The organism is Vibrio neonatus, assembly GCF_024346975.1.
Classification (GTDB): domain Bacteria; phylum Pseudomonadota; class Gammaproteobacteria; order Enterobacterales; family Vibrionaceae; genus Vibrio; species Vibrio neonatus.
The window spans coordinates 1038784-1060363 of record NZ_AP024885.1; the positions used below are offsets into that span (position 1 = coordinate 1038784).

The following is a 21580-nucleotide window of genomic DNA, read 5'->3' on the forward strand; positions in this document are numbered from 1 at the left end:
ACGCATTAACTTACGACGTGTAGTGTTACGATTCTTGCTTTAACTCTGGAAACTGAATGGAACTTTTCACTGCAATTTTATTGTTCGCTTTCTCAAGCACAATTACACCCGGCCCGAATAACATCATGATGATGACCTCGGGCATGAACTATGGCGTTAAACGCAGTCTTCCTCATTTTATGGGGATCTGCATTGGCTTTCCGACTATGGTGGTAGCAATTGGGCTTGGGTTAGGTTCACTGTTTCAGTGGTTTCCAACTCTGCACGACATAATCAAGGTGTTGGGCATCGTCTATTTGCTCTATCTTGCGTGGAAGATTGCATCGGCAGAAACGGATTCTCTCTCTGGCGAAAAGGCCAAACCTTTTACTTTCTTGCAAGGGGCCCTTTTTCAGTGGGTGAACCCAAAAGCGTGGATTATGGGAACCGGAGCTGTTGCCGCTTTTACTAGTGATTCAATGAATATCTACAGTCAGGTGGGTTTAATTGCAGGGCTGTTTTTATTGGTGGCTTTCCCTTGCGTAGGGATGTGGCTAGTATTTGGCACAAAAATTCGGCTTTTTCTTTCTGATCCAAAGCATCAAAAAGTATTCAATGTTTGTATGGCGATATTGCTAGTGCTTTCTATTGTGCCTGTAGTGTTTGAATACCTGTAATCCCATCTCAGTCATCCTGCTTAAGAGAGCAGTTATGCTTATAACTGCTCTACGCTAGATGCTTTCGCTTTAAATCCTCGATGAATATTGCTGTAGGTAATAAGTGCAAACACAATAATCACGCAGCCTAATTGCCATACATGGCGAAGCCCCATCGCCATTAAAATCATACTGACAATCGATGACACTACCATTTGCCCGCCACCTTGCATTGCGGCTGCGGCACCGGCGCGTTTGCTATAAGGCTCCATGACCATAGCTTGTGCACAAGGCATCGAAAAACCATTACCTAATACCATAAAAAACTGACCGATCATCAACCATAACGGTTGTACTGGGCATAGAATTAGCCAAATAGCGCCGACAATTTGAATAAACGGCGCCAGTTTCAAGGTGCTGTGAATGCCAATTTTAGGGCGAAGTCGGTTACTCAGTGATGAGCCAAGCAACAAACCTGCGGTAGGAATAATGGCCCATAATGCGTATTGGTCAGATGTCATGCCGATTTGGTTTTGCATGATAAACGGCATTAAAGAGGTGGTTGTGACAATCAAACTAAAATTCAGCCAAGACACGCTAGCAAAACTGACAAAATACCGCGATTTTAGTAACTCAGAATATTGATGAAACATGGTGCGCGGTGACGGGATCTTTTTCTTGTCGTGCATGGTTTCTTTAAAGCCAACCAGTAATACTAACCAAGCAAAAGCGACGTAACCGAGCAATGAGATAAAGACCATTCCCCAACCTAAATAGTGGTTAATAAAACCACCAATAACAGGCGCGGCTAGCGGGGTGAAAGAAGCGGCCATTGCAATATAAGAAAGGGCGGTTGGCAGTTGCTTGCCTGTGTAACTGTCTCGGGTAGAAGCGCGTGCTAATACGGCGCAGCAGCCTGTACCAATCCCTTGTATAAAACGCCCTAGTACCATGCTATGAAAGGAATTGGATAAGAAGATAATAGATAACAAGCCGAGCATAGCGATCACTAAGCCACTGAGTAAAATCTTCTTCCGACCTAATGCATCGGACAATGGGCCATAAATGAATTGAGAGGGGCCAAAGCCAAGTAAATAGACGCTCACCAGTAGCTGTGCTTGGTCTAGAGAGATAGAGAAATCTTTGGCAATCCATGGCAGTGAAGGATAGACCAGTCCCATACTCAACTGACCAATACTAATGATGATACATGCCAGTAAGATGGGCTTCTTTCGAAATGCTTGAGTCATGAATGTCCGGTTTGGTGTTATACCCATAGTGGTGATGACTGTGATGGGTATTCGATAGCCAATACGGTGTGCACAGATTAGTGTCGCGCCGAAAATGAAGTTGAACCGATAATTGAAGCCATAGTCCTGAGACGGTCGTTTTCAAACAGTGTCTACAAAAACAATGTCTACAAAAACAATGCCTACAAAACTGTGCTTTTAAAATAATGATTATAAAACAGTGGTTCAGCGCGCAAGTATAGCAATTTTACTTAGCTTTGACTCACACTTTTGTGCTTGCAAGGTGTAAGACGATTTTAAAACCTGTTGCTTGTTGTGGATGAGTAAACTGAACCTCAATTTGCATGCCGTGCAGTTGTGCAACAACCGCCACTAATGGCAAGCCAAGGCCAAAACCTGGCGTGGTGCGAGATTTATCGGCGCGATACAAACGTTGAAAAATCTTTTGCTGTTGTTCGGCACTGACTCCAGGCCCATCATCTTCGATAACCAAAGCATCTTGGGTAAGATACAGCCTTACGGATGTGTGTTCTGGGCAATATTTGTGCGCGTTATCCAGCAGGTTGTACACCAAGCGAAACAGCAGTGAAGGCTCACCTTTGAAGGACACGTTTTCAAGTTGTGTTGTCAGCGACTGTTGTTTGTCTTCAAATTGAGGCTCTACTAAGTCGATTGCATCGGTGATGATATGCGATAGGTCGACATCCACAAAACGGCTGATGTCGTTGCCAGATTCTAATTTGCTCAGTTCTAGCATGGCATTAAAGGTTTGCAGTAATCGGTCAAAGTCGTCTTGCAACTGCTGTATTTGCTCTTGGGGTAAAGGATGCTGTTGTGATTGGAAGCTAGCAATGCGATTTTTAATTCGCGTTAAAGGCGTACGCAAATCGTGAGCGATAGCATCAGTAACGCTTTGGATCTGGGTAATAGAGGATTCTATTTTATCCAACATAGCGTTGATATAGTGCGCAATGTTGTCCCACTCATCATGCGAGTTATTAGTATGGATACGCCCATTGAAATGGCCTTGCTCAATTTGTGATACCACAGAGTGTATGCCAGATAGTTGTAGTTTCAGTCTTCGGCGTATGATCCAACTAGGGAGCAGGGCGATGAAAAAGGCGCAGATAAGCACCACAATAGCGGCATTTTCAAAGTTATCTTGCACTTGCCATAGATACTCACTGTCAGTTGCCACTAATACTGAGTAGCCTTTAATTTTAAACTGACAGCCTTCTAATAATACGATGTTACTGCCGTGGCCCCTGATTACAGGGAAGGGGGCAAGTTTAGGGCATTGCGGTAATGAACTAGGAAAGTGATTTAGTGAGCCGTAGAGTTGTCCGCTATCACTGCGCAATACGGTAATGATGCCTTGCGGGCTGTAAAGTGTGTCATCTAGAATATGTGGCAGTGCATTGGTGGCGTTTGTTTCGCTGGCGCTTTGCAACTGCTGGGCATGTTGCAATAAAATTTGCTGGCGAGATTGAATTAATGGCTGAATGCTTAATTGATAAATAGTGAACAGAGCAATGGCAACGGCAAGCCAGAGTATGGCGGCAATGGATAGCGAAAGCCGCCATAATGAGTGGCGACGCCATAAACCGATGAGTTGCTGTTTGCTTTTATCAAGCAGAGAATTCATGCTACTTTAACCATTCGATAGCCTGCGCCGCGCACAGTTTCAATTAAGTTGGGCTGACCTTCTGTTTCCAGTTTTTTTCTCAGCCTAGCAATGTGCACATCTATAACGTTAGTTTGTGGATCAAAGTTGTAATCCCAAACCGCTTCAAATAACAGTGAGCGAGTGACCACTTGTCCGGCATGCTCCACAAGATAACGCAGTAGTTTAAATTCTTTGGCTTGCAGTAAGACTTTTTTCGAGTCGACCTGCACTTCATGTGACAACAGATCAAGCTGAATATGCCCATTACGCAATTGGCTTTGCACCGCTGTACTGCTCGAGGTTGTGCGACTGGCTAATATCTCCACGCGAGCAATCAACTCGGCAAGTGCAAAGGGCTTAGTTAGATAATCATCACCACCGTGTTTTAGCCCTTTCACGCGCTCATCAACACTATCTAGCGCGCTGAGTATCAGCACTCGCGCCGCGTTATTGGCTGCTCGAAGTGTTGAAAGTACGGTCAATCCATCCAAGGCAGGTAGCATGCGATCTAAGATAATGACCTGATAATCACCCTCTAGAGCTAAAAATAAGCCATCTTGGCCATTATCGGCGCTATCGACTTCCCAAGCTTGTTGCTTAAGGGACTGACAAAGATACTCACGGGTCTCTTTGTCATCCTCTATGACCAGTACTTTCACTTAGTGGTTTACCTTATTTATGACTTTGACGGTGCATCACAGGGATTTCTTCTCCAGTGGCGACGTTAATCAGCAGTTTTTGCATGCCGCGCTCGCTACTTGCCAGTTCGATTTCGTAAAATACGATGCCTTTTTTGCTTTCCAGTTCCGCTTCTAACGTTTTTGCTGAATATTTAGTTTCAAGCTCAATCAGCTTTTTCACTATATCAAACTGCGCTTTTTCAACTTGTTCGATAGCAAGGCGATCTTCTTTATCTAAATGACTAAAGCCCAACGTGCTCAGTCTTTTAGATTTTTGACGCAGTAAACTGCCATCACTAATGGCGTAAGTCAGTTTATGCTCTTGGCCTGCAGCGTTATCGATAATTTTAAATTTATACGCGATTTGTGTGTCTTTGTAGTCATCAAGCTCTATTTCCGTGATGACGCCCGTAGAGATAGTACGTACTTGAGGTGCAAGGGTGGTGATAGTGGCAGAACCTGAATTGATTGCCATTAGGCCAATTGCCGCATCTTGTTGATCGTTGGCGTGAGCGATTGGCATAGTGGCAAGAATTGCGCTCAATAGTCCGATGGTAGGTAGTGTCAGTTTCATTGGGTGATTTCCATGTTTATCAAGATGTAACCACTATAACTTGGCAAGGTAAACTCAAGATGGAGAGAAGATTAAATTTAGTTAATCTTCTCTCTTCATTTGTTTAATTACTGGTGCCTTTGCTGACTTAGTTTTTGTTTAGTAGTGCCAAGGGAACTTAGTAAAGTCTTTAGCACGCTTTTCTAAGAACGCATCACGACCTTCTTGCGCTTCGTCAGTGCCATAAGCTAGGCGAGTCGCTTCACCGGCAAACAGTTGTTGTCCAACCAAACCATCATCAGGAAGGTTAAAGCCGTACTTGAGCATACGCATCGCTGTTGGCGATTTGCTATTGATCTCTTTTGCCCAGCGCAGAGCTTCGGTTTCTAAATCAGCGTGCTCTATTACCTTGTTAACCATGCCCATTTCAAATGCTTCTTGGGCTGTGTAATCAAAGCCACAGAAGAAAATCTCACGGGCACGTTTTTGACCTATCATTTTTGCTAAATATGCTGAGCCGTAGCCTGAATCAAAGGAAGCAACATCAGGGTCGGTTTGTTTAAAGACGGCATGTTCTTTTGAGGCTAGAGTCAAATCACAAACAACGTGTAAGCTGTGACCGCCACCTACTGCCCAACCCGGTACAACCGCAATCACCACCTTAGGCATAAAGCGAATCAAGCGTTGCACTTCTAGAATATGCAAACGTCCCATACGCGCCACATCGGCAACGTTTTCACCATCACCTTCGTATTTGTAACCATCTTTACCGCGAATACGCTGATCGCCACCGGACGAAAACGACCATTGGCCTTTTTTCGATGGGCCGTTACCTGTTAATAAAACACAACCTACATCTGACCACTGACGAGCATGATCCAAAGCGGTATACAGTTCATCGACAGTGCGGGGACGAAAAGCATTTAAACAGTCAGGACGGTCAAAAGCGATACGCACCGTTCCCTGAGTTTTGCTTCTATGGTAGGTAATATCTTCAAAGTCAAAGCCGGGTACAAGGTCCCACAAATCAGCATTAAATATATCTTGGTTAGAGTCGGTCATGATAAATCTCAATAGGTGTTTCTTTTAGGCTAGGAATTTGCGCAGTGTGAGTCAACACGCGCCTATGAATTGTTAGATCTTTTTATCATTACGGTCGTTTATTTGTGCGATTTGATGGCATTTAAAGCTGACTTGGGAAAATAGTGCGTTGATTAACTATTTGAAAGCTGTAGTTTTGTTATCATTGATGCATATGCGATAAGTTTTAAGTCAAGGATGATATGAAAAGCGATAGAACAAAAAATACCCTGCGAAACGGTCTGTTATTGGTAATCAGTTTAGGTTTGACCGCCTGTAGTGTGAGCACTGATTACGATAAAAAGATTGGCGCTGAAAATGCGGCGCTAGTAGAAGTGCAAATGGGTACTTACGACAAACATAAAATGGAAGCCTACGTACAACAAATTGGTGCGCGCTTGGTCAGTCACATCGACAATCCTGAGTTTGAATTTCATTTTAAAATTGTCGATGACGCTACGCCAAATGCATTTGCGTTGCCGGGCGGTTATATCTTTGTCTCTCGCGGCTTACTTAGCCTAGTTAATAGTGAAGATGAACTGGCCTGTGTAATGGCGCATGAAATTATCCATGTCACCGAACGTCATGGCGTGAAGCAGATGAAATCTGGGATCTTACCGGGCATTGTGGAACTGCCGGGCAATATTGTTGGTGGCGTTATCAATGAAGATTTAGGTAATCTGATCAATGCTCCTATTTCAGCAGGCAATCATTTGTTGATGGCAGGCTACAGTCGCAGTCATGAAAGTGACGCCGATAGATTAGGTATAGATTTAGCGGCAAAAGCGGGCTATGAACCGTTAGCGATGAACAGTATCTTAGAGCGCTTAAACCGAACGGTAGAGATACAAACGAAAAAAGCCTCAGAGCGCAGTTATTTTGATTCTCACCCGTACACGCCCGATCGTATAGCGGATGTAAACAAAGAAGCTAAAAAGCTAACCGTTGCGCAAATCTCGCCAATTCACAAAGATTTTGTCTCGCAAATTGATGGATTATTAGTGGGGCAAAACCCGAGTAAAGGTGTGTTTCGTGAGCAACTGTTTTTACAACCCGATTTGAAGTTTGCTATTGATTTCCCTGAGCAATGGACGACGTTAAATCAAGCTTCTATTGTGGCTGCAGTCGATAAAGAACAAGATGCAGCTGTGGTGTTAAGCCTTGCGTCCAATGAGTTTAGCGCCAAAGAACATGCGATACGTTTTCAAAATGAGCTGAAACGACGCTACCAAATGGAGCTTAGTATTGATGAGCAACCGTTAGATTGGGGAGACTCTATCTACAGCGTAACCTTGACTAATGATAAAAAAGATCAAAAAAGTTATATGACTCGAGGTTGGGTTAACTTAGGTGTCGATACCTATCAGATAGTGACTATCGCCAGTGAGGATAAGAAAAAATCAGCCGATAATAGCGCGCACTCTTTTCGCCCTATAACTAAGCAAGAGCTAGCTTCTATGACACAACTCGAGCTGAAAGTAGTTAAGGCAAAAGAGGGGCAAACCTTAGAGGCGCTATTGGCTGAAAATCACAGTAAACGCTCTATTGAACTATTGGCGGTGATGAACGCACTGGATGAAAATCAGCGTCTTACCAACAATGAGCAAGTTAAGGTAGTAGTAGAAGCGCCTTATCAATAACGCTCTGTATTGAGCTTTTCTTTAGTAAAAGAGTAGTAAAAATAATAATATAAAGAGTAATAAGAAGGCTAATAGAACAGCAACAGGCAAATCCTTTTTGTGTGTTGCTGTTGTTCTACCGAAGGTTTATTGCTTTTGCTTAAACCAAAAATTATCGAGTACCCGCAGCGCAACCACGATATACAGTATGGCTAATGAGATAAATAGAATCCTTGATACTAAGGCGCTCATAAAGTCAGAATCCGCCCCCATATTGCCATTAATCAACACGATAATGCAGGTCATTGCTGAGCCGTAATATTGACCTCGCGGGTTTGCCGAAAAGATATTCATGCCCATGAATAGCGCAATGCCAAACATCAACAAGATAAAGAACATAAATAAAGGCACTGCCACTAACGCCCAATAAAAGACTAAGGCCACAACCCCGCCTAATATTGTCGAAATTAAGGAGTTCCTTCCCGCTTCTTTACCTGCGCTGAGCTCTGGTTTCATGGTAAACATGGCGGCAAACACCATAGTGAGCAGTAAATCTGTACGAGCAAACGAAATACAAAACGCTGCAATAGGAAAGGCTACTAAGGTGCTTTTCAGTGCCAGTTTGGCGGCGATAGGCACGTAACTATTGTTGACTTTTGCTGGTGGCGGAAACGGCGCTTTATCGGGGTCAGGCAATACATAATGTATGCTGAAAACAAACAAAATGGCCGCCCATGCTGAGGCGACAAACCCCAATGAAAAACCGATCGCCAGACCTTCTGACATGGTGCTGAGCATGGGCAGTATGAGCATGGATAACATCAGCATTAACGTTAGCCAAAATGAACCGCCGCGGTTTAGATAGTAATAAATATAAAACAGCGAAATAAACAGCAGCAGTAAAAAGATAATCGGAAATTTGATCAGTAGAACTGAAAATAGCAAACCGAAACAAAAGCCTTTAACGGTATTAAACAGGGCATTGACCAAAGCTGTCGGCGTCATTTGAGGCAAAGGCATAGACAGCAATAGGGTGGTAAATATGGGGAACAAAAATGCCAATGGCCAGTTAAAGGTGTAGGCAAGGGTGGCAGAGGCGGCAACCCCTACCGCAAAGCGCAATTGCCGCACCATCGCTGGATTATGTTTGAGGGTTAGAAACGCGCTGTTAGTAAACATACGACAGCCAGCTAATTAGGTTGATGTACCCTTTCGCAATGCCGTTGAGCAGTAGATTATCACTGGTATAAAACTGCACATCGGCTTGTCCTCCTACGCGACGTAACCCTTGTGGGATCTCTTCTTCAAAGGAAATAGTGACAGGGAAACGCTGTGGATCTCTTAGCCAGCCAGAGGTGGATTTGACGGAAACCAAACCGCCAATGGCATCATTTGAGCCACTGGCAACGGCAAAGCCAATACTGCGCACACTGCCTTTGTAGATTTTCCCCGGAGTAATATCCAGTGAGATATCGACCGGATCGCCGATGTTGAGATTCGCTAAGTTATTTTCTTTGAGGTTGGCTTCAATCCATATGTCATCGGCATCAACAAAAGTCATGATAGGTGAGCCTGCTTTGGCGTAATGCCCAACATCAATTTGTAAATTGGTAATGCCACCTGTGGTAGGGGCAAAAATTTCGGTGCGGCTAAGATCAAGTTGTGCCTGCCTTAACTTCGCCATAGCCGTTCTGACTCTTGGGTTGGCTTCACCCTCAGCTCCGAGCGATTGTTTGGCTTTATCTAGGTTGGCTTCTGCAATTCGCAACTGCGCTTTAGCTTGCTTGATGGCGGCGCGCGCCTTATCCCCATCAGATTTTGAATAGAGCTTACGCTGTTCTAGCTCAAATACGCGCGCGCTCTGCACGTTGACGTGTTCTAGGTTGGTTTGCGCTTCCACTAAACTGGCTTGAGCGGTGACCACATTCGCCATACCTGCGCCAATTTCTTGTCCGGCAATTTCCACTTCCGATTGAGCCAGTTCCACATTTAACTCATAGTCAGAAGGGTCAATTTCAAATAGGGATGCACCTCGCTGCACAATTTGGTCTTGAGCTACATTGACATCCAATATTCTGCCGGGGACTTGAGCGGCAATCGGGATCACATAGGCTTGCACGCGAGCTTGGTCAGTCCATGGCGTATGTCTGTCGGCAAATAGGTACCAAGTAAAGATCAGTGCCACCAGAGTAAATACGTAACGAGTGAGCTTTCTCACTGGATCGTGAGGTTCTGTAGTAGCGGGCTCTACGGGGTCATTTTTGCTGTTATCCGCACTGCTGTCTTGTTTTTCCACCTCGGTTGGTGGGCTATTTTCAATTGGCTCTTCGTTGTCCGTTTCGGTTTTCTGGTGTGTCATGATTACCTCATAAATCCATTTTAGGTAAGTTTAAATTGGTTTGTTGCTTATCAAAGAGAGTCACTCTTTGATTTAAAATTCGTATTCGATGCCAACGGTAAACAAAATATCGGTCGATTGTGGCTGCACACCGTCTTCGTTGGCAATTGGGTTGGCGGTGTTATTGATAACGGCGATAAGTGCTAAATCAAAATCGTTAATAAGCTCGATATCAAAGCCTGATTCAAGGCGTTGAATAAATTGACCACTTTGTTCGTTAACAACTTTGGCGTCATAGATAAATACGTATTCAATATCCGAGGTGATGTCATATTCAAAATCCAAACCGAAGGCTAGAGCAGGAGAGAGTACGTTTTGCTCTTCGCCAGGCTCAACATTGATAAATTGCGTCCTTTGAATGCTCGGCCCCATATACACTTCAAGATCCATGCCTTTAATATCGATCACTTCATAGCCTGCAGCCACCCCGATAGAGGTTTGATATTTGATGTTACGAAATTCATCTAAAATCAAATCGTAACTAGGCAGAGTAAAGTAGAGCTTATGTGAATAAAAATAGTCGTATTTGGCGGTAAATCTATGGTTATCTTCGGTGGTAATGGTTTGCTCTGTATTGGCGTCGCGCACTTCTTCATAGACGCCATGGTAGGTCACCTGAAAGCGACCTGTGGTGATTAAGTAGCGCAGGTCAGCGCTGGCGTAATAATCAAAGCTCTCGGTATTGCCTGACTTAAAGTTAAGTCCGGCACTGATTTCACCTATCCATAAACTGTCACCACTTTTAATTGAAGGGGTGATGGAAAGAATATTTTCTCTAGGGTAAGTAATGGCCGGTTGCTCTCGCACATAGACACTTTTTTCATCAATTACGATGTGACCTTCAATAATCGCGCCACTGAGAAAACGCACTTGCATGATGTGCTTAGTGCGCAATTCTCGAATGTCAGACATTTTGATTTTATGGATACCCACTTCATCACTATCAAACTCTACGCGCTCGTCGTACATCGCTATAATATCGCCGCCTAATACTTCCCCTTTGTTTACTACAATCCAATCAAACCGAGAGGAATCCATAGGGATTTCAACCCACCATCGAGCAGATTCTTGCTCAGATAATTCGGAAGAGGGGGACTCAGAGGCAAGCAACGCCTCATCGGCGCTACTAGGCAAAGCCCAAATAGCGCTAATAAGGAAACCCAATATAGAGAGTGAAGTTCTTGTCATAACCAAAACAAATCCGTTTGCTTCATTAAAAAGTAGTCGATTTTTCGTTAAAAAACAGTGGCTTTGAGATTTATTTAGTCAAAAATGACCAGATAAAACGTTAAATACGTCTTTATCTGTGGCCAAAGCGTACAAAGAGAGAGTACACATTGAATTGAGGAGCGATTCTCCTGAAGCTATAACAGAATTTGTTGCTATTTTTTGGCAAATTGGCTTAGGAAATATCAATGATAATGGGCCATAGGACTATTGATTGGAATATCTGATTGGTGAAATAGAGAAAAACAATTTAGTAATTTCGTAAATATGGTCGACACTTAGAACATAGCGTGGCATCCACTTGTTAAGGAGTACAGTATGCAGCCATTAAAAGTTAAAGATTATATGGACCATCAATCGGTGACCTTTACCCCTGATATGTCGTTATCGGTCGCATTAAAAAAAGTATTAAATTCTGCTCATTTGGGTGGGCCAGTGATTGATAGTAATGAGCAAGTGGTCGGTTTTTTATCAGAGCAAGATTTGCTCGATAAACTGATTAAAGTGAGTTACCACTGTCAAGATACGCACATTGTCAGTGATTGTATGTACAAAGAGGTGCTGTCGGTTTCGCCAGATACTTCTATTATTGCTCTAGCGGATATGATGAAAGTAGGTAAACCTAAAGTTTATCCGGTGATTGATAATGGTAAACTGGTGGGCATCATTTCCCGCAGTGATGTATTGCGGGCGGTGGGTGCATCTATTGATGCGTGCTTTAAAAACCCGATCTAACGCTTTTGACTCGATAACACGGCGTATTTGCTAAAGTAACGCGATGCTAGCCTCGACTTGTTCGAGGCTTTTGTTTGTTGGTTATTTGCGAATAAAATGGCACTAAGTGTGACGGCAATCGTTTAACCTTGAAACTGGTGAGTTTTACAAGATAAAACCTGTGAGTCTAATCACGATAGGCTAGAGTGACTTTATTTACAGTAAATGACTCCAGAGTGACCCTTAAACTGTGATGGCATAAGAAGGATATTTTCATGACAACTGAACAAAACGTATTTCATCTTGGCGTAAACAAGCATGACCTGCAGGGCGCAACATTGGCGATTATTCCCGGCGACCCTGATCGTGTGAAGCGTATTGCTGAAGGTATGCAAAATCCTCTATTTCTTGCCAGTCATCGAGAATACACAGTGTATTTGGCTGAGCTTGCCGGTCATAAGGTTGTGGTGTGCTCAACGGGTATCGGCGGTCCGTCTACCTCTATTGCAGTTGAAGAATTAGCCCAGCTTGGCGTGGACACCTTTTTGCGCGTAGGCACCACAGGGGCGATTCAGCCTGATGTGAATGTCGGCGATATGATAGTAACCACAGCATCGGTGCGTTTAGATGGTGCCAGTTTGCACTTTGCGCCTATGGAGTTTCCCGCTGTGTCTGATTTTAATATCGCGTTAGCCATGAAAGAAGCGGCGGTAAGTGAAAATGCCACCGTCCATACTGGGGTAACCGCATCGAGTGATACTTTTTATCCAGGCCAAGAGCGTTACGATACCTTTAGCGGACGTGTCGTGAAGCGATTCCAAGGTTCCATGCAGGAATGGCAAGATATGGGCGTGCTTAATTTTGAAATGGAATCAGCCACTTTATTAACCATGTGTGCCAGCTCTGGCTTGCGTGCGGGCTGTGTTGCAGGTGTGATCATTAACCGTACGCAACAAGAAATCCCAGAGCAAAGCAAAATGAAAGAAATTGAAGCTTTGTCTATCCGCACGGTTATTGAAGCGGCGCGACGTGTTTTGAGCCAGTAAGATCAGTATTGAATCATTAAAAAACCCCAGCTTAAGATTAAGCTGGGGTTTTTATTTATGGGGTTTTGAATAACTCAGTTGGTCAATAAAGTTATTGTTTAAATAACGTCGATGCCGCCAGCTTGAATCAACCACTCTTTCAAGTGTCGTTTCAAATCTTTCAGCTCTTCAGGGCCAATCAATCCCAGCCCTAAATCCATTGCGCGAGTGATATCGTTGTAACGTAGCGGTCTAAAGCTTACCAGCATGGCTCTTGCTTGCAATCCACCAAGTAAGTCGCGAAGAGATTCTAGTTTGTACAGAGTATCGTCGCCATCGTCACGCATGCCTTTGGTTTTACACTCAATGATGTGCAGTTTGTTGTTCACCACAGTGGCAACATCAAGCTCATTTCGCACTTCTTTTTCACCAATTTTACGTGTCACTTGTACGTTCAAAGAACAATCTTGAATGGTGCTAAGCTCTTTTTCTACCGACTTGATTTGGGTGTGCACGTAAGATTCAAGCCATTCGCCATTGGAGAAGCGGCGAGCTTGCTCTGAGCGAAACACTAAGATGCCGTCATGGTAGGTTGCCAGTTCTGCATCCACCAAATCTTGTAGCAAAATATTCAGCTCTCGGTAGCCTTGCTGTTTTTCAGACAGGGCAACATCGAGTTTTTGTTCTTTACGACAAGTAGTGGCTAAGAAGTTTAAGGTGGCAAGACCTGGGCCTAATTCAAGCGCGTGGCTAGCCCATTTTTCACAGATTTTTAATAACGAGCTGTCAATTTGAATCGCTTCGTCAGGATTTGGGAATTGTGCTTGAGCACCAAAGATAGTGAGATAATCGGCAATGGTGATGCGGTCTTGAACTTGTACGTCTTGCAGGCTATTTGGATACAACCAACTTAATCTATCGCTGTTAGGTTCAACCACAAAAATTGGCCATTTGTAGCTGCGTACAACTTCATAAACTGAGAGTAAACGGTGGCGAAGCCCACAGCTGGCATTAAGTTTAATTTCTTCACCTGTCACAACAAGACGTTCAGCTAACTGGGTGATTTCTCTTTTGATTATCGCTGTATCTGAAACATTTGAGATTTCAAAAAATTCGCTTTTGATGCCTCGCATATCAAGTACTATGCTGAGCTTATCGAACATAGGTTTTTGTGTTGAGTCGCCGATAAATATACTGTGGCGACATGAAGCTCTATCATCGAGTAAAGGGGTAACGAGTCTGATCGGATCTTTATCGATAATACCAAGTTGAATTGGCATACAGTGTCCTTCTTGTTCACTTTTAGAGTTCGTAGATACGAATGCGCTTGATATCTTATCTCTTAAAGATGAGGCGGGCGTCTAAAAATTGTGGTTGTTTGAACTAATATTAGTTTTCATTTTTAAAATTACATTCTTTATTTTTAAGCATTTAGAACGTTGCATTTGTGCAGGTCATGATGCAATCTTTAACTATCTATAAAACAGACCAGAGTAAACCATGGCTGAAGAAACTATTTTTAGTAAAATCATACGTCAAGAGATAGAAACGGACCTTGTTTATCAAGATGATCTTGTGACTGCATTTCGCGATATCAACCCTCGAGCTCCATCACATATCCTAATTATTCCAAATCATGTTATCCCTACGGTTAATGATGCTACCGAAGCCGATGAACGTGCCTTAGGTCGTCTTTTTACTGTAGCGGCTAAACTGGCGAAAGAAGAAGGCATTGCAGAAGACGGCTATCGCTTGATCGTCAATTGTAATTCTTTTGGTGGACAGGAGGTTTACCATATTCATATGCACCTTGTGGGTGGAAAGCCGCTAGGTCCAATGCTGGTCGATTAATGTTATCAGTCAATAAAACGTGCCGTATGGCATTGGTAGTGATGGGCAGTGTGGTGATTACCGCCTGTTCTTCGCTATCAGCAGGTAATCTGTTTAGCACTTACACTGCACAAAATAAACCTGTTTATCAAGAAGTTAAGCAAGGTAATTACGTCGAAGCTCAGCAAAAGCTACCGGATTATCAAGCGGGCGATATCCTAGATAATATGGAAAAAGGGCGCGTTAATTTCCTTGCCTCAGCGTATCCTGCCAGTAAAACCTCTTTTGAACTCAGTGATAAAGCAGTGCGTAAGTGGCAAGATCAACCGCTTATCTCAGTCAGTGAGACAGCCACGAGTGCGGGTGCATTAGCGGTAAATGATAACCTCACTGCGTATCAACCAGCTGACTATGAATTGGGCTTTTTACACCTTTATCTTGGTCTGAACTACATTAAAATTAATAGTTTAGAAGGGGCGTTAGTTGAAATGCGCCGCGCTAACCAAGTGCAAGAGCGTGCCCGTAAAGCCAGAGAAGCAGAATTGAAATCCGCTGAAACTGACATGCGTAAAAGCGGTCTAAGTCCTAATCTTGGTAGCGTATTGTCGCGCTATCCTGATGCAGGAGATAAGTTAAAAGCGGTGCAAAACGGTTATCTATTGTATTTGTCGGCGCTACTTTACGAGACGCAAGGCGATCCTAACAGTGCTTATGTGGATTATCGACGCGCCTTAGCGGTAGCACCCGATAACAAACAGGTTATCGACGGTACATTGCGTGTGGCAACGTTACTTGGTATGCGTCAAGATTTAGCGTTACTGACCAAACAATATGGCCCTTATAAGCCTTTGCCAAAAGGTGAAGGTCGAGTCATCATTATTGATGAGCGTGGCGTAGTAAAAGCGATGGATGATTGGCAATTGACCATTCCGGTCAATGACAGTCGTGGCGACTTAGCTTTATATTCAGTGTCACTTCCTTATTATCACGACAACGAGGCGCAACGCTTTGGCGCATTGCAACTTGATGGTCGAGGTATCAGTGGTGATGAGCTGGTGGACGTCAATTTAATGGCAAGTAACCAACTGACTGAAAAAATGCCGAGTATTTTACTACGACAAGTTTTACGGGTCGTAACAAAAGATCTGGTGCGTAAAGAGACCACTAAAGGTAATGATGTAGGCAGCATATTGTTTAGTGTGCTGAATACGTTAACGGAACAAGCCGATACCCGCAGTTGGCAGTCGCTTCCTGAAAAGGTCTACAGTTCAGGTGCTACACTTGAGGCAGGCACTCACGAATTAGTGGCGGGTTCAAAGGTATATCCGTTTGATGTCCGAGATGGAGAAACCACTTTAGTATGGCTTTCTAGACAAGGAAGCAGCGTGACAATATGGCATAAACAATTGGGAGCGATAGAATAATGAAAAAACTGGCGTTACTCCTAGTCACATTGGTGGCGATAGCTGGTTGTTCTCAAAATACAGCAGGCTTAGGAATAGACGGTAAAAGCCAAAAAGTGCTTTTTGGTGACAATGTTTTGGGTAGCCGTTTGATCGTTGATGATATTGCAACGGTAGAAAAAGAAGGCCGAACCCGAGGCGTGGTGACGGTAAGTAGCCATTACAAAGGCGATCTACGCATTCAATACCGATTCTATTGGTACGATGACAGTGGGTTGGAAGTGAATGCGAAACCGTCGGCATGGCGACAAGATATTGTGCGCGGGCTTGAAACGAGAACATTCTCTGAAGTTTCAATCAACCCAGAAGGCACTCAATTTAGAGTTCAAATCCGAGAGTCGGACAACTAAGGAAATAAAATGAAAAAAAGTGTAATTGCGTTACTGGGCTTAGCTGTCATTTTAGGTGGCTGTTCAAATAAAGTGAACTACGGTGATGCGCAAGCTGTAGAAACAACAACAGTTGATTTCGGTTCTACGGATCTGCAAAAAATTGCAGCGGAAATGGTAGATAGCATGCTTAGCTCTGGCTCTGTAGGTGCAATCACCCAAAATCAGCGTCCGATTGTTTTTGTTGAGCGTATTAAAAACAAAACTAGCGAACACATTGATACAGAGTCTATTACCGATTCTGTGAGCACTAAGATGCTAAATTCAGGTAAGTTCCGTTTTGTTGATATGGACCGTGTTGAGTCTGTACGCAAACAGCTTAACTTCCAAAACAATGATGAGCTAGTTGACCAAAGCAGCGCGATTCAGTTTGGTAACATGGTGGGCGCGCAATACATGTTGTACGGCAACCTATCAAGCATCGTTAAAGAAGACGGTAGTGATAAAGATGTGTACTACAAAATGACCATGCGTCTTATGGATCTTAAAACAGGCTTACTTGAGTGGGCTGATGAAACCGAGATTCGTAAACAACAGTCTAAAAGTCTGCTAGGACTGTAATTTTAGTCTATAGATAAAAGGCCAGTCGTTACTGGCCTTTTTAATAGAAGCTAAATAGGCTTGGATAAGGCGCAACATTTTATTCATTACTTGATGTGGCTCAACAAAAGCTGACCACAAATATTGCGGGAAAACTTCTTATTGCTCAAATACGTGTTAAATTTAAATGAGTAGTAACGATTCTAGGCAGCAACAAAAAGTCTCAACTACTGGCTGCCAGTATTTACAAGGAAAGTTCCATGATTATCTATCTTCACGGCTTTGATTCGACTAGCCCTGGTAACCACGAGAAGGTGATGCAGCTTCAATTCATTGATGAAGATGTACGTTTTATTAACTACAGCACCTTACACCCTAAGCACGATATGGCGCATCTTCTAAAAGAAGTCCATAGAGCGATTGAGTGTTCAAATGATCCAAACCCGATAATCTGTGGCGTCGGCTTAGGCGGCTTTTGGTCGGAGCGTATCGGATTTCTCTGTGGCATTAAACAGGTGATCTTCAACCCTAATCTTCATCCTGAATTGACAATGCAAGGGCGAATCGACCGACCGGAAGAGTATGTCGATATTGCAACTAAATGCGTAGAACAGTACCGTATCAAAAACAAAGACCGCTGTATGGTGATTTTGTCTCGAAATGACGATGTGCATGATAATCAAGTCACGGCAGAAACACTTGAAGACTATTATCAAATCGTTTGGGATGAACACGAACCGCATAAATTTAAGAAGATTTCGCAGCACTTACAAAGCATAAAAGCATTTAAAAACGCTGAGTAGTCTGTTCAGTAAGTTGATTTTTAACCAAATTATCCTCTAAAACCTGCCTCGAGCAGGTTTTTTTTTGCCTATACTGCCACTATCTTTTCAATATCAGCAATTTAATTAAGGTTATTTCGCTATTGTCGGTTGCTCAGTAAGACGATTTGGATATAATGCGGTTAATAAATTGATTTAGATCAAAGAAAAATGAGAGGCGAAGTAAATTCGCCCCAAGAAACTTAGAACGTGAACAATAAGAGTTTTCGATACTCACTAAATTCTCACAAGATGGCGTAAGCGGTCTTGCAACAAAAAATTTATTATTTGAATCAAGGAGTGTTGAAATGGCACGAATTATTATTGTAGGCGGCGGCGCCGGTGGACTAGAGCTCGCAACTAAAATGGGGCGTAAGTTCAGACGCAACCAGAACCACAGTGTCACACTGGTTGATCGCAAAGCGAGTCACTTATGGAAACCGCTACTGCACGAAGTCGCAACAGGTTCTCTAGATGCAGGTGTGGATGCACTTAGCTATCGCGCACACGCTAAAAACCACGGTTTTGAATTCCAAATGGGTAGCCTGAGCGACATTGATCGTGAACGTAAGGTGATCATTTTAGAAGAGTTAAAAGACGCTGCTGGTGAACTGTTGATTCCACAGCGCGAGTTAGAATACGACTATTTAGTGATGGCAATCGGTTCTACTTCAAACGATTTTAATACTCCAGGCGTTCGTGATAACTGTATTTTCCTTGATAGCCCAGAGCAAGCGCACCGTTTCCGCGAAGAGATGAACAACCAGTTTTTAAAACTGCACGCACACTCTGGTGAAGGTCAGGTTGATATCGCGATTGTAGGCGCAGGCGCAACTGGAGTTGAGCTATCTGCTGAACTGCACAATGCTATCAAAGAGCTGCGTAACTACGGTTTTGGTGACCTAGATTCAAGCAAATTGAATGTCAGCCTTGTGGAAGCAGGGGAGCGCATTCTACCGGCTTTACCACCTCGCATTTCACAATCAGCTCATCACGAACTGACTAAGCTTGGCGTTAATGTACGCACCGCGACTATGGTGACATTAGCCGATGAAACTGGCTTAACAACCAAAGATGGCGAGAAGATCCCAGCACAAATCATGGTGTGGGCGGCAGGCATTAAAGCGCCTGACTTTATCAAAGATATTGCCGGTTTAGAAACTAACCGTATCAATCAGTTAGTGGTTAAAGATACGCTACAAACCACGCGTGATGATCATATTTTTGTGATTGGTGATTTGGCGCAATGCACGCAAAAAGACGGTAAGTTTGTACCGCCTCGCGCACAAGCAGCGCACCAAATGTCGAGCCATGCCTTTAAAAATATCTTAGCTATGATGAACAATAAAACATTGTCTGCTTATGAATATAAAGACCACGGCTCTTTGGTTTCGTTAAGTAATTTCTCAACCGTAGGTAGCTTGATGGGTAACCTGACTAAAGGCTCTATGATGGTTGAAGGCCGCATTGCTCGCGTGGTGTATATTTCATTGTACCGCATGCACCAGATGGCGCTACACGGCATGTTTAAAACTGCGTTAATGATGCTAGTAGGACGTATTAACCGAGCACTACGTCCAAACCTAAAACTGCACTAAGCATCAGATTGTTTTATTAACATCAGCATCAATGATAGGAGAGGAGCTTTGTGCTCCTCTTTTTTATGACACGTCCTTTTTACCTTATCTCCAAGCCTTAATTACTAAGAATAAAATCAGTAATTTACAGCCAATCGTTTAAAATTGAACTATACATATTCGTATAGTTAACGATGGATCTAGCAAACTGGAGTATTCTAAGTAATGACGCATACCATCCCTGCGCAAGTGCCTTATTCAACAGGAAGAAACCTTCCGCAATTGTCTATTCCCGCCGGAGCATGTGATGCTCACCATCATATTTTTGATCCAGTAAAGTTTGAGTATCGCAAAAGTGATACCAGCAATATGCCTCCTGCGACAGTAGCGTGTTATAGAATGCTGAAAAAGCGCTTTGGCTTTGATAGAAACGTTATTGTTACGCCTTCTGCTTATGGCTATGACAACCGCTGTACTCTAGATGCGCTCACGCATATGGGCAGTAGCGCAAGGGCGGTGATTGCGATTGCTACTTTGCCCAGTCGCGAAGAGTTGCAGTTTATGCATCGATTGGGAGTGCGGGGGATTCGTTTTGCGGTGTCCTGTAGTGACGATTTTGATGAGAATTTTATTCGTCAATGCGCCAAAACATTAGCCTTGTGGGGCTGGCATATTTGCTTTTGGATCAAAGCCGATCTCATTGTTGAATTTAAATCCGTGCTAGAAAGCTTACCGTGCCAAATTGTGTTTGATCATCGAGGGCAACTGCCCGCGGAGCAAGGTATTTTGCATCCTGCTTTTGAGATAATGAGTAATTTAATGCAACAAGATAGAGCTTGGGTAAAAATATCTTCGGCATACCAAGACTCAATCATTGGTGCGCCGCACTATAGTGATAACATCGCTATTGGTAAAGCTCTGGTGGAGGCGCGAGCGACTCGCATTTTGTGGGGTTCAGATTGGCCGCATCCGAGTGAATACATCAACAAACGAGAAATGCCCAATGATGTGAGTATGCTGGATTTATTGGCAGAGCAAGCGACAAGCGAACAACTAGTTGAGCAAATACTGGTGAATAACCCCGCTAAGCTGTACGGATTTGATTTATAGATTATGGCTTTGCATTAAAAATGGCTTCCTAAATAGGAAGCCATTTTTGCATTATACGACAGGATATAATGGATTATTGTTCTACGCGTCTCACCTGAATAATCATCCCCATCAGAGGGTTATCCAAATAGTGGGTTTCGCCACTGCGCATGCGACGTTTCTGATCCATACGATAGCTTTTTAAGAAGGTCTCTTCGACTTTCTTCGGTGATACTTGTTCTAGATTACCGGCTTGAACATTAGTATCTGCGGTTTCTGTATCCGCTAATACGGAAAAGTTTTCACTGTCTTTTAGTTGATCGGGTGTTTTCTCAGTAAAGGTGATACTGCGAACACTTGGCGCATGCAAATCAAGCTGTGTTTCTAGGAACAGGTAGTGCTGCACATAAACTTGCAGTTTACCGTCTAGCTCATACAGCGGGGTGTGCATGTCCACTCTTGGGTGATCGCCATCGATTTGAGAGCCGTCTGCGTTGAAGGTATTAGCGTAGTTTTTACCCGCCTGTACATGAAATACCGGAGCACTGGCTTTGCCGTGATCACCTTGACGCCATGCTTTATGGAACAAGACCTCAAATCCGGCGTGACTTTTCAGCACATCACGCTCTTTTAGCAACTCATAGTGATCATAAGAAAGCATTTGTACGCCTTTTTTATGTCTGTAATTGGCATCACTAAAAGGTGCGCTACCTTGTAAGTCGATTTGAGTCAGCTCATTTGGCCATGATTCTACGGTTGTTTCTGGATCAATTGAACGCTTGAAAATCAAGACTTCAACATCAAATTCTCTCTTTTGAGCTTGTGCTAAGTTAGGAATCAGCAAAAGCATCATCAATAGAGGAATAATTTTTTTCATTCTGGCTCCATGGCTATCAAAGGCCGTTTATCTTTATGAATACTTAAAGGTTATCGCTGTGAATATGACAAGATTACTATGAGTAAAACTATCATGAAAGAGCAATATTCCTTAGATTTACGCAGTATAGCAGATATCATTTTAATG

The 21580-nt window shown here is 43.3% G+C and carries 21 protein-coding genes; 11 read left to right on the forward strand and 10 right to left on the reverse strand.

Translation table 11 applies throughout. The features are described 5' to 3' along the window. The first annotated feature begins 56 nt into the window (after window positions 1-56). A complete protein-coding gene (locus OCU38_RS04820; protein ID WP_261823974.1) occupies window positions 57-656 on the forward strand; it encodes a LysE family translocator in 600 nt (199 codons plus the stop codon). 38 nt (window positions 657-694) lie between these two features. Here the strand turns inward: OCU38_RS04820 and OCU38_RS04825 are convergent, their stop codons facing one another. The 5 genes from OCU38_RS04825 to OCU38_RS04845 form a co-directional block, all read right to left on the reverse strand. Next, complete coding sequence (locus OCU38_RS04825) at window positions 695-1885, reverse strand: multidrug effflux MFS transporter (protein WP_261823975.1); 1191 nt, start codon at window positions 1883-1885, stop codon at window positions 695-697. A gap of 262 nt (window positions 1886-2147) precedes the next feature. Further along, entirely contained in the window at window positions 2148-3530 is a 1383-nt protein-coding gene (locus OCU38_RS04830; protein ID WP_261823976.1) for a sensor histidine kinase, read from the reverse strand. Continuing rightward, entirely contained in the window at window positions 3527-4210 is a 684-nt protein-coding gene (locus OCU38_RS04835) for a response regulator transcription factor (protein ID WP_261823977.1), read from the reverse strand. Before OCU38_RS04835 ends, OCU38_RS04830 begins: the two co-directional genes overlap by 4 nt. 13 nt (window positions 4211-4223) lie before the next feature. Further along, window positions 4224-4805, reverse strand: coding sequence for a hypothetical protein (locus OCU38_RS04840; protein WP_261823978.1), 582 nt, complete (start codon window positions 4803-4805; stop codon window positions 4224-4226). A 138-nt stretch (window positions 4806-4943) separates the two neighbouring features. After that, entirely contained in the window at window positions 4944-5846 is a 903-nt protein-coding gene (locus OCU38_RS04845) for a 1,4-dihydroxy-2-naphthoyl-CoA synthase (protein ID WP_261823979.1), read from the reverse strand. 221 nt (window positions 5847-6067) lie between these two features. On the opposite strand from OCU38_RS04845, the gene OCU38_RS04850 reads away from it, so the two are divergent. Beyond that, entirely contained in the window at window positions 6068-7504 is a 1437-nt protein-coding gene (locus tag OCU38_RS04850) for a M48 family metalloprotease (protein ID WP_261823980.1), read from the forward strand. A gap of 126 nt (window positions 7505-7630) precedes the next feature. Here the strand turns inward: OCU38_RS04850 and OCU38_RS04855 are convergent, their stop codons facing one another. From OCU38_RS04855 to OCU38_RS04865, 3 genes are all read right to left on the reverse strand, one after another. Next, window positions 7631-8662, reverse strand: a complete 1032-nt coding sequence (locus OCU38_RS04855) for a DUF2955 domain-containing protein (protein WP_261823981.1) — start codon at window positions 8660-8662, stop codon at window positions 7631-7633. Then, window positions 8652-9842, reverse strand: a complete 1191-nt coding sequence (locus OCU38_RS04860) for an HlyD family secretion protein (RefSeq protein WP_261823982.1) — start codon at window positions 9840-9842, stop codon at window positions 8652-8654. Before OCU38_RS04860 ends, OCU38_RS04855 begins: the two co-directional genes overlap by 11 nt. Before the next feature lie 72 nt (window positions 9843-9914). Continuing rightward, a complete protein-coding gene (locus OCU38_RS04865; RefSeq protein ID WP_261823983.1) occupies window positions 9915-11069 on the reverse strand; it encodes a DUF481 domain-containing protein in 1155 nt (384 codons plus the stop codon). A gap of 357 nt (window positions 11070-11426) precedes the next feature. Here OCU38_RS04865 and OCU38_RS04870 point away from each other — a divergent pair, with 357 nt between their 5' ends. Both OCU38_RS04870 and udp read left to right on the forward strand, forming a co-directional pair. After that, window positions 11427-11843 carry a CBS domain-containing protein gene (locus OCU38_RS04870; protein WP_023404066.1) on the forward strand — a complete coding sequence of 139 codons (417 nt, stop codon included), beginning with the start codon at window positions 11427-11429 and terminating at the stop codon, window positions 11841-11843. A 254-nt stretch (window positions 11844-12097) separates the two neighbouring features. Continuing rightward, window positions 12098-12868, forward strand: coding sequence for a uridine phosphorylase (gene udp / locus OCU38_RS04875; RefSeq protein WP_261823984.1), 771 nt, complete (start codon window positions 12098-12100; stop codon window positions 12866-12868). A gap of 98 nt (window positions 12869-12966) precedes the next feature. Here udp and OCU38_RS04880 read toward each other — a convergent pair whose 3' ends face one another. Further along, entirely contained in the window at window positions 12967-14127 is a 1161-nt protein-coding gene (locus OCU38_RS04880) for a DUF1887 family protein (protein WP_261823985.1), read from the reverse strand. A gap of 220 nt (window positions 14128-14347) precedes the next feature. Between OCU38_RS04880 and hinT the strand changes: the two genes are divergently transcribed. The 7 genes from hinT (at window position 14348) to OCU38_RS04915 (ending at window position 20577) form a co-directional block, all read left to right on the forward strand. Next, the gene (gene hinT / locus OCU38_RS04885; protein WP_152821993.1) at window positions 14348-14698 is read left to right on the forward strand and encodes a purine nucleoside phosphoramidase; all 351 of its coding nucleotides are present in this window, start codon (window positions 14348-14350) and stop codon (window positions 14696-14698) included. A gap of 26 nt (window positions 14699-14724) precedes the next feature. Next, a complete protein-coding gene (locus OCU38_RS04890; protein ID WP_261824235.1) occupies window positions 14725-16101 on the forward strand; it encodes a COG3014 family protein in 1377 nt (458 codons plus the stop codon). After that, the gene (locus OCU38_RS04895; protein ID WP_023404061.1) at window positions 16101-16490 is read left to right on the forward strand and encodes a YcfL family protein; all 390 of its coding nucleotides are present in this window, start codon (window positions 16101-16103) and stop codon (window positions 16488-16490) included. Before OCU38_RS04890 ends, OCU38_RS04895 begins: the two co-directional genes overlap by 1 nt. Window positions 16491-16499: 9 nt before the next feature. Then, a complete protein-coding gene (lpoB, locus tag OCU38_RS04900; RefSeq protein WP_021712989.1) occupies window positions 16500-17090 on the forward strand; it encodes a penicillin-binding protein activator LpoB in 591 nt (196 codons plus the stop codon). A gap of 239 nt (window positions 17091-17329) precedes the next feature. Continuing rightward, window positions 17330-17872, forward strand: coding sequence for an alpha/beta hydrolase YcfP (ycfP, locus tag OCU38_RS04905; protein WP_261823986.1), 543 nt, complete (start codon window positions 17330-17332; stop codon window positions 17870-17872). A 326-nt stretch (window positions 17873-18198) separates the two neighbouring features. Continuing rightward, entirely contained in the window at window positions 18199-19488 is a 1290-nt protein-coding gene (locus tag OCU38_RS04910; RefSeq protein ID WP_261823987.1) for an NAD(P)/FAD-dependent oxidoreductase, read from the forward strand. 204 nt (window positions 19489-19692) lie between these two features. Further along, window positions 19693-20577 (forward strand): amidohydrolase family protein, encoded by an 885-nt coding sequence (locus OCU38_RS04915; protein ID WP_261823988.1) that lies wholly within the window; start codon window positions 19693-19695, stop codon window positions 20575-20577. Between the two features lie 73 nt (window positions 20578-20650). Here OCU38_RS04915 and OCU38_RS04920 read toward each other — a convergent pair whose 3' ends face one another. After that, window positions 20651-21433: a peptidoglycan binding protein CsiV gene (locus OCU38_RS04920; protein WP_261823989.1), complete on the reverse strand. Its 783-nt coding sequence runs from the start codon at window positions 21431-21433 to the stop codon at window positions 20651-20653. Window positions 21434-21580 lie beyond the last annotated feature (147 nt).

Coding starts and splice junctions, on each gene's coding strand:
- OCU38_RS04860 (WP_261823982.1), bottom strand. CDS start 9,842: ATGACACACCAGAAAACCGAAACGGACAACGAAGAGCCAATTGAAAAT.
- udp (WP_261823984.1), top strand. CDS start 12,098: ATGACAACTGAACAAAACGTATTTCATCTTGGCGTAAACAAGCATGAC.
- OCU38_RS04880 (WP_261823985.1), bottom strand. CDS start 14,127: ATGCCAATTCAACTTGGTATTATCGATAAAGATCCGATCAGACTCGTT.
- OCU38_RS04865 (WP_261823983.1), bottom strand. CDS start 11,069: ATGACAAGAACTTCACTCTCTATATTGGGTTTCCTTATTAGCGCTATT.
- ycfP (WP_261823986.1), top strand. CDS start 17,330: ATGATTATCTATCTTCACGGCTTTGATTCGACTAGCCCTGGTAACCAC.
- OCU38_RS04830 (WP_261823976.1), bottom strand. CDS start 3,530: ATGAATTCTCTGCTTGATAAAAGCAAACAGCAACTCATCGGTTTATGG.
- OCU38_RS04870 (WP_023404066.1), top strand. CDS start 11,427: ATGCAGCCATTAAAAGTTAAAGATTATATGGACCATCAATCGGTGACC.
- OCU38_RS04915 (WP_261823988.1), top strand. CDS start 19,693: ATGACGCATACCATCCCTGCGCAAGTGCCTTATTCAACAGGAAGAAAC.
- OCU38_RS04890 (WP_261824235.1), top strand. CDS start 14,725: ATGGCATTGGTAGTGATGGGCAGTGTGGTGATTACCGCCTGTTCTTCG.
- OCU38_RS04820 (WP_261823974.1), top strand. CDS start 57: ATGGAACTTTTCACTGCAATTTTATTGTTCGCTTTCTCAAGCACAATT.
- hinT (WP_152821993.1), top strand. CDS start 14,348: ATGGCTGAAGAAACTATTTTTAGTAAAATCATACGTCAAGAGATAGAA.
- OCU38_RS04920 (WP_261823989.1), bottom strand. CDS start 21,433: ATGAAAAAAATTATTCCTCTATTGATGATGCTTTTGCTGATTCCTAAC.
- lpoB (WP_021712989.1), top strand. CDS start 16,500: ATGAAAAAAAGTGTAATTGCGTTACTGGGCTTAGCTGTCATTTTAGGT.
- OCU38_RS04840 (WP_261823978.1), bottom strand. CDS start 4,805: ATGAAACTGACACTACCTACCATCGGACTATTGAGCGCAATTCTTGCC.
- OCU38_RS04855 (WP_261823981.1), bottom strand. CDS start 8,662: ATGTTTACTAACAGCGCGTTTCTAACCCTCAAACATAATCCAGCGATG.
- OCU38_RS04850 (WP_261823980.1), top strand. CDS start 6,068: ATGAAAAGCGATAGAACAAAAAATACCCTGCGAAACGGTCTGTTATTG.
- OCU38_RS04895 (WP_023404061.1), top strand. CDS start 16,101: ATGAAAAAACTGGCGTTACTCCTAGTCACATTGGTGGCGATAGCTGGT.
- OCU38_RS04910 (WP_261823987.1), top strand. CDS start 18,199: ATGGCACGAATTATTATTGTAGGCGGCGGCGCCGGTGGACTAGAGCTC.
- OCU38_RS04825 (WP_261823975.1), bottom strand. CDS start 1,885: ATGACTCAAGCATTTCGAAAGAAGCCCATCTTACTGGCATGTATCATC.
- OCU38_RS04845 (WP_261823979.1), bottom strand. CDS start 5,846: ATGACCGACTCTAACCAAGATATATTTAATGCTGATTTGTGGGACCTT.